Source organism: uncultured Modestobacter sp. (assembly GCF_947486615.1).
GTDB lineage: Bacteria > Actinomycetota > Actinomycetes > Mycobacteriales > Geodermatophilaceae > Modestobacter.
Map to the genome: position 1 here is coordinate 430,091 of NZ_CANKUD010000001.1, position 12,614 is coordinate 442,704.

At 77.0% G+C, this 12,614-nt stretch carries 11 protein-coding genes; 5 read left to right on the forward strand and 6 right to left on the reverse strand.

Annotated features, from left to right (window positions below):
* Nucleotides 1-92 precede the first annotated feature (92 nt).
* Together Q1A09_RS02075 and mgrA are read left to right on the forward strand one after the other, a co-directional pair.
* On the forward strand, nucleotides 93-1,031 hold the full coding sequence (locus Q1A09_RS02075) for a pentapeptide repeat-containing protein (RefSeq protein ID WP_299951537.1): 939 nt from the start codon (nucleotides 93-95) through the stop codon (nucleotides 1,029-1,031).
* Between the two features lie 28 nt (nucleotides 1,032-1,059).
* On the forward strand, nucleotides 1,060-2,097 hold the full coding sequence (gene mgrA / locus Q1A09_RS02080) for an L-glyceraldehyde 3-phosphate reductase (RefSeq protein ID WP_299951540.1): 1,038 nt from the start codon (nucleotides 1,060-1,062) through the stop codon (nucleotides 2,095-2,097).
* Between the two features lie 47 nt (nucleotides 2,098-2,144).
* On the opposite strand, the gene Q1A09_RS02085 is transcribed toward mgrA, so the two are convergent.
* From Q1A09_RS02085 to Q1A09_RS02100, 4 genes are read right to left on the reverse strand one after another with little or no spacing between them, the layout of a single operon-like run.
* Nucleotides 2,145-2,567, reverse strand: coding sequence for a Fur family transcriptional regulator (locus Q1A09_RS02085; RefSeq protein ID WP_299951542.1), 423 nt, complete (start codon nucleotides 2,565-2,567; stop codon nucleotides 2,145-2,147).
* On the reverse strand, nucleotides 2,564-2,968 hold the full coding sequence (locus tag Q1A09_RS02090) for a helix-turn-helix transcriptional regulator (RefSeq protein ID WP_299951545.1): 405 nt from the start codon (nucleotides 2,966-2,968) through the stop codon (nucleotides 2,564-2,566). Before Q1A09_RS02090 ends, Q1A09_RS02085 begins: the two co-directional genes overlap by 4 nt.
* Nucleotides 2,969-3,023: 55 nt before the next feature.
* Entirely contained in the window at nucleotides 3,024-3,737 is a 714-nt protein-coding gene (locus tag Q1A09_RS02095) for a TIGR03943 family putative permease subunit (protein ID WP_299951548.1), read from the reverse strand.
* Nucleotides 3,734-4,726, reverse strand: a complete 993-nt coding sequence (locus Q1A09_RS02100) for a permease (RefSeq protein WP_299951551.1) — start codon at nucleotides 4,724-4,726, stop codon at nucleotides 3,734-3,736. The genes Q1A09_RS02095 and Q1A09_RS02100 overlap by 4 nt, the downstream gene beginning before the upstream one ends.
* A 102-nt stretch (nucleotides 4,727-4,828) precedes the next feature.
* Between Q1A09_RS02100 and Q1A09_RS02105 the strand changes: the two genes are divergently transcribed.
* The 3 genes from Q1A09_RS02105 to Q1A09_RS02115 are packed head-to-tail and all read left to right on the forward strand — an operon-like array spanning nucleotide 4,829 to nucleotide 9,445.
* Nucleotides 4,829-5,140, forward strand: coding sequence for a DUF1490 family protein (locus tag Q1A09_RS02105; protein ID WP_299951554.1), 312 nt, complete (start codon nucleotides 4,829-4,831; stop codon nucleotides 5,138-5,140).
* Nucleotides 5,141-5,145: 5 nt separating this feature from the next.
* Entirely contained in the window at nucleotides 5,146-7,365 is a 2,220-nt protein-coding gene (locus Q1A09_RS02110; RefSeq protein ID WP_299951557.1) for a cation-translocating P-type ATPase, read from the forward strand.
* Between the two features lie 52 nt (nucleotides 7,366-7,417).
* The gene (locus Q1A09_RS02115) at nucleotides 7,418-9,445 is read left to right on the forward strand and encodes a heavy metal translocating P-type ATPase (protein ID WP_299951559.1); all 2,028 of its coding nucleotides are present in this window, start codon (nucleotides 7,418-7,420) and stop codon (nucleotides 9,443-9,445) included.
* Here the strand turns inward: Q1A09_RS02115 and Q1A09_RS02120 are convergent.
* Nucleotides 9,352-11,115 (reverse strand): ABC transporter permease subunit, encoded by a 1,764-nt coding sequence (locus Q1A09_RS02120; RefSeq protein ID WP_299951562.1) that lies wholly within the window; start codon nucleotides 11,113-11,115, stop codon nucleotides 9,352-9,354. The two genes, Q1A09_RS02115 and Q1A09_RS02120, sit on opposite strands and share 94 nt — an antisense overlap.
* Nucleotides 11,112-12,602, reverse strand: a complete 1,491-nt coding sequence (locus tag Q1A09_RS02125; protein WP_299951564.1) for an ABC transporter substrate-binding protein — start codon at nucleotides 12,600-12,602, stop codon at nucleotides 11,112-11,114. The genes Q1A09_RS02120 and Q1A09_RS02125 overlap by 4 nt, the downstream gene beginning before the upstream one ends.
* Nucleotides 12,603-12,614: the final 12 nt, after the last annotated feature.

Here is a 12,614-nt window from a genome sequence, read left to right on the forward strand (position 1 = left end):
CGTGCCGTTGCAGCCGGTAGCCGGTCGGACGACGCGCCTCCGCGTGTCACCTACCGTGGGGGCGCCCGCCCCGACCTCCGGAGGACCACCTCGTGCCAGCCCGCCCCGGGGACCCGGTGGACCTCGTGCTCACCCCGCGCGACGAGCTGAGCCTGGCCCGCCGCGACCTGACCGCCGACTGCAGCCGCTGCGTGGGGCTGTGCTGCGTGCTGCCGGCCTTCGCCGCCTCGGCCGACTTCGCCTTCGACAAGCCGGCCGGCACGCCCTGCCGCCACCTGCAGGACGACGCCCGCTGCGGGGTGCACGACCAGCTGCGCGACCGCGGCATGCCCGGCTGCGTCGTCTTCGACTGCTTCGGCGCCGGCCAGCGGGTCACCCAGCAGACCTTCGGCGGCGCGGACCGGCCCACCGATGCGGCCGGCCTGGCGGCGCTGTCGGCCGTCTTCCCCGTCATGCGCCAGCTCACCGAGCTGCTCTGGCACCTCACCGAGGCCGAGACGCTGGTGCCCGCCGGCGACCTGCGCGAGGAGGCCGCCGCAGCCCGGGCCCGCGCCGAGCGGCTCACCCACGGCACGGCCGACGAGCTGAGGGCCCTGGACGCCGCCGGCCTCCGCCGGGAGGTGGGCGACCTGCTCGGCCGGGTCAGTGAGGTGGTGCGCGCCGGCGTCCCCGGCCGGGCCCGCGACCGGCGCGGGGCGGACCTGGTCGGCAGGCAGCTGCGCGGCGCCGACCTGCACGGGGTGAGCCTGCGCGGGGCCCTGCTGATCGGGGCCGACCTGCGGGGTGCAGACCTGCGGCGGGCCGACCTGCTCGGCGCCGACCTGCGGGCGGCGGACCTGCGGGGCGCCGACCTGACCGGCGCGCTGTTCCTCACCGGCCCGCAGCTGACCGCGGCCACCGGTGACGCCGGCACCCGGCTGCCCGCGGCCCTGACCCGGCCCGCGCACTGGCCGGACACCGTCACGGCGCCGCCCGGCGGGGCCCGTTCGCCGGCCGGCGGCGCCCGGGGGCGCCGCCCCCGCCGTCGCTGAACCGGGTGCGCCCCGGCACGATCTGCCCATGGGCTACCGCGCGGAGAGCACCCGCTACGACTCGATGACCTACCGGCGCACCGGCGCCAGCGGCCTGGACCTGCCGGCCGTCAGCCTCGGCCTGTGGCACAACTTCGGTGACGACGTCCCCTTCGACCGGCAGCGGGACATCCTGCGCCGGGCCTTCGACCTGGGGATCACCCACTTCGACCTGGCCAACAACTACGGACCGCCCTACGGGTCGGCGGAGACCAACTTCGGCCGGCACCTGCGCGACGACTTCCGCCCCTACCGGGACGAGCTGGTCATCTCCACCAAGGCCGGCTACGACATGTGGCCGGGGCCCTACGGCCAGGGCGGCGGCTCCCGCAAGTACGTGCTGTCCAGCCTGGACCAGTCGCTGCAGCGCATGGGCCTCGAGTACGTCGACGTCTTCTACAGCCACCGCCCCGACCCGACCACGCCGCTGGCCGAGACGATGGGCGCGCTGCACACCGCCGTCCAGTCGGGCAAGGCGCTCTACGCCGGCATCTCCTCCTACTCCCCGGCGATGACCGCCGAGGCCGCCGCGATCCTGGCCGACCTGGGCACCCCGCTGCTGATCCACCAGCCCTCGTACTCGATGCTCAACCGCTGGATCGAGACCGAGGGCCTGCTGGACACCCTCGCCGACGTCGGCGCCGGCTGCATCGCGTTCTCGCCGCTGGCGCAGGGGATGCTCACCGACAAGTACCTCGGCGGGGTGCCGGAGGGCTCACGCGCGGCGCAGGACAAGTCCCTGGACGCCGGCATGATCACCGACCAGTACCTGACCCACGCCCGCGCGCTGAACGACATGGCCGCCGCCCGCGGGCAGAGCCTGGCGCAGCTGGCGCTGTCCTGGGCGCTGCGGGACAGCCGGGTGACCTCCGTGCTGGTCGGGGCCAGCAGCGTGCGGCAGCTGGAGCAGAACGTCGCCGCGCTGGAGCACCTGGACTTCTCCGCCGACGAGCTGGCCGCGATCGACCAGCACGCCGTCGACGGCGGCATCGACATCTGGCGGGCCGCGCGCGAGGGCACCCTCTGATCTGCTGAGCGGGCGCCGGTTCGGGCTACCGGACCGGCGCCCCGACCTCAGCGCTGGTCAGCGGGCGCGTCGACCGGGGACGGCTCTGCCGGCGCGTGGCAGGCGGCGCAGGTGCCGAAGATCTCCAGCGTGTGCTTGACGTCGACGAAGCCGTGCTCGCCGGCCACCCGGTCGGCCCAGCGCTCGACGGTCGGCCCCTCGACCTCCTCGGTGCGGCCGCAGACGCGGCAGACGAGGTGGTGGTGGTGCCGGGTGCTGCACCGGCGGTAGATCGCCTCGCCGGAGTCGGTGCGGATCGAGTCGAGCTCACCGTCGTCGACCAGGGCCTGCACGGCGCGGTACACCGTCGACAGGCCGATCGAGTCGCCGCCGGCGCGCATCCGGGCGTGCACCTCCTGGGCGCTGGCGAAGCCCTCGAGCTCCTCGAAGACGGCGTTGACGGCCGTGCGCTGGCGGGTGTTGCGGATCATCTCGTGCTCATCCCATCGTCTACCGGGCACCCCGCGCCGTCCTCGACGACGGGCACGGGTCCATCTCCCACGGCCGCGTGCGACACGTGGTCGAGCGCATCGCGCACGATGTGCCCGACGTGCGGGTCGACCAGCGCATAGTGCACCTCGCGGTGCCGCCGCTCGCCCACCACCAGGCCGGCCCCCCGCAGCACCCGCAGGTGCTGGGACACCAGCGGCTGCGGTGCCCCGAGGTCGTCGACCAGCTGGTGCACGCAGCGGCTGCCGTGCCGGAGCAGCTGGGCGACGATCGACAGCCGCATCGGGGCCGCGAGCGCGGCCAGCAGGGAGCTGGCCGCCTGCACCGTCTCCGGGGCGACCGGCGGTGCCGCGGTCTCCTCGGAGTGGGGTGCGGCGGTCATCACATCAGGATAACGGCATGTGAGAACTGTTGTCGACTGTGCGCCGGTCGAGCGCTCACTCGTAGGGCTCCGCCGGCGCCGGTACGGCCCGCACCGACTCGGCGTCGATCGCCGGCTCCGGGTAGCCGACGGCCGGGTCGACCAGCGGCGGGGTGGAGGTGCCGATCACCTCGACCCACTCGTCGGGGGCGAACTCCTCTCCACCGCCGGGGACGGCGACCCGGATGGCGGTGGCGTCTGCGGCGCAGCAGTTGATGTCGAAGCGGGTGACGTACCAGCCACCGGCCGCCCGCGCGGAGACGAAGCCGACCAGCCGGACCCGCCGCCCCTCCAGCGCGCTGGGCTCCGGCGCCTGCGACCAGACGTGGTAGACGAACAGCGTCATCGTGCGGTGGTCGGCCCCCGCGTCGTCCGGGCCGATCCCCACCGACGACGGTGCCGCGGGCACCTCGAGCGGGGCGGCCGCCTGCCGGCCGGCCGACCAGGCCCCCAGCGCCGGCGGCGCGACGACCAGCACCACCGCGACCGGGGCGGCCAGCAGCCAGCCGACCGCCGGGCCGGGGTGCTCGTGGCCCCCGGCCCGGCCGGCGCGGTCCCGGAGCAGGCCGGTCAGCCCCAGCCCGGTCACCACGACGCCCGCCCCGAGCAGCAGCGGGCGGAACCCGGCCTGCACGTAGTCCAGGTACCGGTCGGTGCCGGCGACCAGCAGCACGGCGACGCCCAGGAGCAGCAGCAGCAGGTGCTGGGTGGTCCGGTCCGGCCGGGTCACAGCAGCACCTCCCCCACCAGCACGGCGACGCCGACGGCGACCACCAGCGTGGCCGGGGCGAACCGCAGCGCGAAGCCCCGGCCGAAGGTGCCGGCCTGCAGCGCGATCAGCTTGACGTCCACCGCCGGCCCGACGACGAGGAAGACCAGCCGTGCGGTGAGCGAGAAGGAGGTGAGGCTGGCCGCGACGAACGCGTCGGCCTCCGAGCAGATCGCCAGCACGACGGCCAGGGCGGCCAGCACCAGCACGGCGAGGACCGGCTGCGCGGCGACCTGCTCCAGCCAGCTGCGCGGCACCAGCACGCCCAGCGTCGCCGCGGCCGCACCGCCGACCACCAGGAAGCCCCCGGCGTGCACCAGGTCGTGCTGCATGGCGTCGCGGAAGACCGCCGCCCGCCCGGCACCCGGCGCGCTGGGGGCCGGCCGGGCCAGCCGGAACCACTCCGTCCGGCCCACCAGCGTCCAGAGCCAGCCCATCACCAGGGCGACCCCGAGCGAGGCGGCGAAGCGGGCGGCCACCATCTCCGGCTGGCCGGGGAAGGCGACCGCGGTGGCCACCAGCACCACCGGGTTGATCGCCGGGGCGGCGAGCAGGAACGCCAGCGCGGCGGCCGGGGGGACCCCGCGCCGCACCAGGCTGCCGGCGACCGGCACCGACGCGCACTCGCAGCCGGGCAGCACCACCCCGGCCACGCCGGCCACCGGTACCGCCAGCGCCGGACGGCGGGGCAGCGCCCGGGTGAAGAACGACGCCGGCACCAGCGTGCTGATCGCCGCCGACAGCGCCACGCCGAGCACCAGGAACGGCAGCGCCTGCAGGCAGACGGCGACGAACACGGTGCTCCAGGCCAGCACGACCGGGGCGTCGAACAGCCCCGGCGCGGCGAAGTGCAGCACCACCAGCAGCGCCACCACCGCGGCCAGCAGGTCGGTGCTGCGCAGTCCGCTCCGGCCGGCCGGCTCGTCGACGGGCAGCCGCAGCTGGGTCACCTGACCTCCCGGAGGGGTGGACGAACACGGTTCCCGTTACCGTGACTCGGGTCCACGTTCTCACGGACCCCCCATCCCACTGCACGACCGAGGAGCCCGTCCATGGCCGAGTCGAAGAAGAACCGCAGCGCGAGCGCCGGCCGGGTGCTGCGCAAGGCCGTGGGCACCGTGGCCACCGGGGTCGTCGGCGTCGTCGTCGTCCGCGCCGCCGAGCGCGGGGAGACCGGCAGCCTGCCCCGCCGGCTGGCCGTCGGGGCGACGAAGCTCGGCATCCGCGGCACGCGCCGCGCCGAGGTGGGCGTGGAGAAGGCCCGCCTCGCCGCTGGTGACGTGCGCGCCCAGGCCTACGCCGACCTCGGCGAGCAGGTCCCCCCGCCGGCCGACCGCTCCGGCGGTCACGACCACCAGCACTGAGCCCGGTGGAGACGGCGACCGGCACCGCCCGGCTGATCAGCGACGCCGGCGGCCGGCTGCGGATCGCCGTCCCGGCGCTGACCGGCGCCCCCGCCCGGGCAGTGGCCCTGGAGGACCTGCTGGACGCCGTGCCCGGCGTCCGCACCGCGCACGCCTACCCGGTCACCGGCCAGGTGCTGGTCTGGCTGGACGCCGACGCCGACGCCGAGACCGACCCGCGGGCCGAGGTGCTCCGGGTGGCCGCCTCCACCGTCGCGCTGCCCGCCGCGGCCGAGGTCGCCCGCCCGCCGCGGTCGGCCGACGTCGCCAACGGCGAGCTGGTGCGGATCGCCGTCGGCGGTGCCGCGCTGGCGCTGCTGGGCGTGCGCCGGTACGGGTTCGGCCGCCCGCCGGTGCTCACCGGCCGCAGCCGGCTGGTCGCCACCGCGCTGACGATCTTCACCGGCTACCCGTTCGTGAAGGGCGCCGCCGGTGCGCTGGCCGGCAAGCGCAGCGCCGGCACCGACGCGCTGGTCACCGCCGCCACCATCGCCAGCCTGCTGCTGCGCGAGAACGTCGTCGCCCTCACCGTGCTGTGGCTGCTGAACATCGGCGAGTGGCTGCAGTCGGTCACCCTGCGCCGCACCCGCCGCGCGATCTCCGCCCTGCTGGCCGGCACCGAGACCACCGCCTGGGTGCTCGTCCCCGGCGAGGGCGGCGAGCTCGACGTCGAGCGCCAGGTCGACCTGGCCCGGCTGCGGGTCGGCGACCTGGTGGTGGTGCACGACCAGACGACGCTGCCGGTGGACGGCGTCGTGGTCGAGGGCACCGGCGTGGTCGACCAGGCCGCGATCACCGGCGAGCCGCTGCCGGTGCAGGTCACCCCGGGGGCGACGGTGCACGCCGGGTCGGTGAACGTGCGCGGCCGGCTGGTGGTGCGCGCCTCGGCGACCGGCTCGGACACCGCGATCGGGCGGATCATCGCCCGGGTCGAGCAGGCCACCGACGACCGGGCGCCGATCCAGACCGTCGGCGAGAACTTCTCCCGCCGCTTCGTCCCCGCCTCCTTCGCCCTGGCCGGGCTCACCTGGCTGGTCACCCGGGACGTGCGCCGGGCGATGACCATGCTGCTGATCGCCTGCCCGTGCGCGGTCGGCCTGGCCACGCCGACCGCGGTCAGCGCCGCGATCGGCAACGGCGCCTCCCGCGGCCTGCTGATCAAGGGCGGTGCACACCTGGAGGCCGCCGGCCGGGTGGACGCCGTGGTGTTCGACAAGACCGGCACGCTGACCATCGGCCGCCCGGTGGTCACCAACGTCGTCTCCTTCTCCGACGACTGGACGCCGGAGCGGGTGCTCGGCTACGCCGCCAGCTCCGAGGTGCACTCCCGGCACCCGCTGGCGCAGGCGGTGATCCGCTCCACCGAGGAGCGGCACGTGTTCATCCCGCCGCACGAGGAGTGCGAGGTGCTGCTGGGCCTGGGCATGCGCACCCAGGCCGACGGGCGGGTGCTGCTGCTGGGCAGCGAGCCCCTGATGGCCAGCGAGGGCGTGGCCGTCGGCGACGCCGCCCAGGGCTGGCTCGACCGGCTGCGCGCCGCGGCCGAGACCCCGCTGCTGCTGGCGGTCGACGGGGAGCTGGTGGGGCTGGTCAGCCTGCGCGACGAGGTGCGGCCGGAGTCGCGGGAGGTGCTGGAGACGCTGCGCGCCACCGGGGTGCGCCGGATCGTGATGCTGACCGGTGACCACGAGAGCACCGCCGCGGCCGTCGCCGCCGAGCTGGGCGTCACCGAGTGGCGGGCCGAGGTGCTGCCCGAGCACAAGCAGGACGTCGTGGCGGCGCTGCAGGCCGAGGGGCACACCGTGGCGATGGTCGGTGACGGCACGAACGACGCCCCGGCGCTCGCCGCGGCCGACATCGGCATCGCCATGGGCGTCTCCGGCACCGACGTCGCGGTGGAGACCGCCGACGTCGCGCTGGTCGGCGACGACCTGCGGCACCTGCTGGACCTGCGGGAGCTGGGCGCGCAGACGCTGGGCGTGGTGCGGCAGAACTACGGCATGTCGATCGCGGTCAACGGCATCGGGCTGGCCGTCGCCGGCGGGGGCGCGCTCTCCCCGGTGCTGGCCGCGGTGCTGCACAACGCCTCCTCGGTCGCGGTGGCGGTCAACTCCGCCCGGCTGGTGCGGCACCGCCCGGCGCGATCGGTGGACAGCCCGGCGCCGTCCCCGGCACCGACGGACTGAGGAGTCACCTCCCGTTTGCACACCTGCGCATCTGCGCAGATAGGCTCCACTGGTGACCTCACTGGCGGCACCGCCGCGCACAGTCCCCGCCGCGCGGCCGCGCCGTCGGCTGCCCGGCTGGACGGCGGTCCCGGAGGTGCGGTGGGCCGCCGCCGCGCTGGCGCTGTTCCTCGCCGGCGGCCTGGTGCAGCTGCTGGACGGGCCGCAGCCGCTGGCCTGGGCGCTGTACCTGGGCTGCTACGTCACCGGCGGGTGGGAGCCGGCCTGGGCGGGGCTCACCGCGCTGCGCGAGTGCACCCTGGACGTCGACCTGCTGATGGTGCTGGCCGCGATCGGCGCGCTGGCGCTGGGCCAGGTGTTCGACGGGGCACTGCTGATCGTCATCTTCGCCACCTCCGGCGCCCTGGAGACAGTCGCCACCCGGCGCACCGCCGAGGCCGTGCGCGGGCTCACCGACCTCACCCCCGAGCAGGCCACCGTGCTGGCCGGCGGGCAGGAACGGCAGCTGCCGGTCGCCGACCTCGCGGTCGGCGACGTCGTCCTGGTCCGACCCGGCGAGCGGGTGCCGGCCGACGGCACGGTCGTCGACGGTGGGTCCGACGTCGACCAGGCATCGATCACCGGCGAGCCGCTGCCGGTGGACAAGGTGGCCGGTGACGAGGTCTGGGCCGGCACGGCCAACGGCACGGGGGCGCTCACCGTCCGGGTCGACCGGCCGGCGGCCGACGCGGTCGTCGCCCGGATCGCCGCCCTGGTCGAGGAGGCCAGCGCCACCAAGGCCCGCACCCAGCTGTTCATCGAGAAGGTCGAGCAGCGGTACTCGATGGGCGTGGTGCTGAGCACGCTGGCCGTGTTCGGCGTCCCGCAGCTGTTCGGGGAGTCGCTGCAGGAGGCGCTGCTGCGGGCGATGACCTTCATGATCGTCGCCTCGCCGTGCGCGGTGGTGCTGTCGACGATGCCGCCGCTGCTGTCGGCGATCGCCAACGCCAGCCGGCACGGGGTGCTGGTGCGCTCGGCCGTGGTGCTCGAGCAGCTGGGGGCGACCACGGTGGTGGCACTGGACAAGACCGGCACGCTCACCGACGGCGCGCCCGCGGTGGTCGCCGTCCGCCCGCTGCCGGGCACGACCGGCGAGGAGCTGCTCGCACTGGCCGCGGCCGCCGAGGCGTCCAGCGAGCACCCGATCGGCCGCGCCGTGGTCGCCGCGGCCGGGTCGCCCCCGGCACCGGCCACGGACTTCCGGGCCACGGTCGGCTCCGGCGTGAGCGCGACCGTGGACGGTCGCCGGGTCACCGTGGCCGCACCGAGCCCGGACGACGCCGCGGTGGCGGAGCTGGTCGGCGAGGAGCAGGCCGACGGCCGCACCGCCGTCGTGGTCACCGTGGACGGCCGGCCCGCCGGGGTGCTGGCGCTGGCCGACCGGGTGCGCCCCGAGGCCGCCGACACCGTGGCTGCGCTGCGCCGGCAGACCGGCGCGGAGCCGGTGCTGCTCACCGGCGACAACGCCGGTGCCGCCCGGGCGCTGGCCGCCCAGGTCGGGTTGCGGGACGTGCGGGCCGAGCTGCTGCCGCAGGACAAGGCCGCCGTGGTCAGCGACCTGCAGCGCGCCGGACACCGGGTCGCGCTGGTCGGCGACGGGGTGAACGACGCCCCGGCGCTGGCCACCGCCGACGTGGGCGTGGCGATGGGCGGCATCGGCTCGGACCTGGCGCTGCAGAGCGCGGACGCCATCGTCGTCCGGGACGACCTGGCCACGCTGCCCACGGTGATCGCGCTGGCCCGCCGGGCCCGCCGGCTGGTGGTGCAGAACCTGGTCATCGCCGGCACGGTCATCGTGGTGCTGGTGGCCTGGGACCTGCTCGGCACGCTGCCGCTGGCGCTCGGCGTCGCCGGGCACGAGGGGTCCACGGTGCTGGTCGCGCTGAACGGGCTGCGACTGCTGCGCTCGGCGGCCTGGCGGGACGCCGAGGCCGAGGCGGCGGGCCCTCAGCGCCCGGTGCGGACCAGCCCGGCGGCCACCCCGAGCAGCACCAGCCCGGCCGCCGGCACCGCCACCAGCCAGGGCGCGCGCTCCAGGTAGGTCACCCCGTCGGCCAGGGTGCGCCCCCACTCCGGCGACTCGGCGCCGGCGCCCAGGCCGAGGAACGACAGCCCGGCCAGGGCGAGGGCGGTGTGCGGCACCCGCAGCAGGGCGTGCCGGCTCACCGGCGGCAGCACGAGCGGGAGCAGGTGGTGGCGCACCAGGTGCCAGCGACCGGCGCCGCTGGTGCGGGCGGCCAGGTGGAAGCCGGAGGCGCGCGCCTCGGCGGCCAGGGTGCGGGTGTGCACCGCCAGCGGGATCCAGGCGACCAGGCACACCGCGACCACCGCACCGGTCAGGCTGGGCCCGGCGACGGCGGCCACCGCGATGCCGACCACCACCGCGGGCAGCGCGTTGAGCACGTCGGCCAGCCCCGCCCGCCCGCGCCCGGCCAGCCCCGCGGCGACCCCCACCACGAGCACCACGGCGCTGATCAGCAGGGCCAGCCCCACCGAGTGCAGCGCGCCGGCACCGAACCGGGCCAGCACGTCCCGGCCGAGGGCATCGGCGCCCAGCGGATGGGCCCAGGACGGGGCGGCCAGCCGGTCGGTGAGGTCCTGGGCGTCGGGGTCGCGCAGCAGGCCGGCGGCGACCACCAGCAGCAGCACCGCGAGCAGCCCGGCCGCCCAGCGACCGGCGCCGGGCGCCGGTGGGGGCAGCTCCGGGGACAGCCCGCCGTCGGTGCCCGCCGGCCCGAGCAGCGCACGGTGCACCAGCACCCCCACGCCCCCGGCGGCCAGCCCGAGCAGCACCAGCAGCGCCACGGCGGCCTGCACCACCGGCAGGTCCTGGGCCAGCGCGGCGGCCAGCGCCACCCGGCCCAGGCCCGGCACGTCGAACACCGACTCGATCACCGCGCTGGCCCCGAGCGTGCCGACCAGCAGCAGCAGCACCTGCGGGACGACGACGGTCAGCGCGCGCCGCGCCACCGCCCCCTGCACCGCGGCCCGCGGGACGCCGGCCGCCCGCCAGCTGCGCACCCAGCCCTCCCCCGCGATGTCCCGCACCGCGCCGGTCAGCACCCGGCCCAGCAGCCCACCGGCCGGCAGCGCCAGCGCGAGCACCGGCAGCACCAGGTGCTCGGGGCCGGTGAACCCCGAGGTGGGCAGCAGCCCCCAACCGACCGCGAGCACCGCCACGCCGACGACGGCGAGGACGAACTCCGGCAGCGCCGCCAGCGCGGCCGCCAGCACGCCGACGGCCCGGCCGCCGTCCCCGCGCCCGTCGGCCGCCCGGCGCAGCGCCGGCCCGGCCAGCAGCACCGCCAGCAGCACGGCCGCCAGCGCGGCCGCGCCGGTCAGCGTGAGCGAGACGCCCAGCGCCGGTGGCACCACCTCGGCGACCGGCTGCCCGCTCACCCAGGAGGTGCCGAGGTCGCCGGTGACGGCGTGCCCGAGCCAGCCGAGCGTGCCGCGCACCGGGTCGGCGGGTAGGTCCAGCTGCTCGCGCACCGCGTCCAGCACCGCCGGGTCCGGCTCACGCTCCACCTCCCGCGCGCGAAGCACGGTGCGGGCGGGGTCGTCCCCGGACAGCCAGGGCAGCGCCCCGACGAGCAGCCCGGTGCCGGCCACCGCCGCCAGCCCGGTCAGCCCCGGGCGGAGCGCGGCCAGCCCGGGTGCCCGCCGCGGCCGGTGCGGGGCCGCCGGCCCTGCCCGGCCGGCGGCGGTCACTCCCCGACCGTCGTCTCGGCGGTGAGCAGCAGCCGGTCGAACGGGTCGGTGGCCAGGCCGCCGACGGACGGGGCGTACCCGGTGTGGGTGCGCTCGTGCAGCACCGGCACCACGGCACCGGTGGAGAGCACCGCCGCCTCGGCCCGCAGCGCGGCCGCCCGGCGCTCCTGCGGGTCGGCCACGTCCGCCGCCGCGGCCACGGCCGCGTCGACCGCCGGGTCGCAGAGCCGGGCGAGGTTGTAGCTGCCCGCGCAGGTCAGGTCGGCGGCGAGGTAGCCGACCGGGTCGCCGGTGTCGCCCAGGTACAGCCGGCTGGCCAGCACGGCGTCGTAGGTGCCGGCCAGCAGGTCGGTCTCCAAGGTGGCGTACTCGGCCACCACGACCTCCACCGCGAAGCCGGCCTGCCGCAGCTGCTCGGCGAGCACGGCGGCCGCCTCGGGCAGCTCGGCCCGGTCGGAGTAGGTGGCCAGCCGGATGCTCGCGCCGGCCGGGTCGCTGGCCGGCGGCAAGGCGACCGCCGGCCGGTCGGCCCCGCCGGCGGTGTCGTCGTTGAACAGCCCCTCGGCGACGTCGGCGCGGCCCTCGTAGACGCCGTCCACGACCGGCTGCGGATCGATCGCCGCGACCGCGGCCGCGCGCAGGCCCGGGTCGGCGAACGGCCCGTCCGCGGTGTCCAGGGAGAGGGAGACCAGCCGCGGCAGCGGCACCGAGAGCACCTCGGTGTCGGTCAGGGTGGGCAGCTGGGCGATCGGCAGGTTGACCGCCACGTCCAGCTCACCGGCGCGCAGCCCGGCGGTGCGGGCGGCCGCGTCGGCGGGGAAGGTGACGTCGACGCCGTCCAGCTCGGGAGCCCCGCCCCAGTGGTCGGCGTCCGCGGTCAGGGTGGCGCCGGACGCGCCGCGCAGCTCGGTCAGCTCGAACGGTCCGGTGCCGGTGCCCACCGGGTCCGGCGCCGCGGGGTCGCCATAGGCGGCCGGCGCGAGCACGACCAGCCCGGGGGCGGCGAGCCGCTGCAGCAGCAGGGGGTCGGGCTCGGCCAGCTGCACCTCCACGGTGTCCTCGTCCACCGCGCGGGCGGTGAGGCCCAGTCCGTCGATCGACCGCGGGGCGGGCGAGGCCGCGGCCGCGGCGGTCAGCGCGCCGGCGGCGGCCTCGGCGTCCAGCGGCGTCCCGTCGTGGAACTGCACGCCCGCGCGCAGGTCCAGGGTGACGGTCCGGTCGTCGACCCGGGCCCAGCTCTCCGCCAGCTGCGGGGTGGGGTCGCCGGCCTCGTCCAGGCCGACCAGCGTCTCCCCCACGCCCATCCGGGTGACCAGCACCGCGTCGTCGGAGAACGGGGAGAGCGCCGCGACCGGCGGGAAGGCGAGGGCGAGCGCCAGCCGTTGCTCGCCCTCGGCCGGCGCGTCCGCTCCGGGGGCGAAGCAGCCGGCGAGCAGGGCGGGCAGCACCAGCAGGGCGCCGACGGCACGGGGCGCGGGGCGGGACATGGTTCCTCTTCT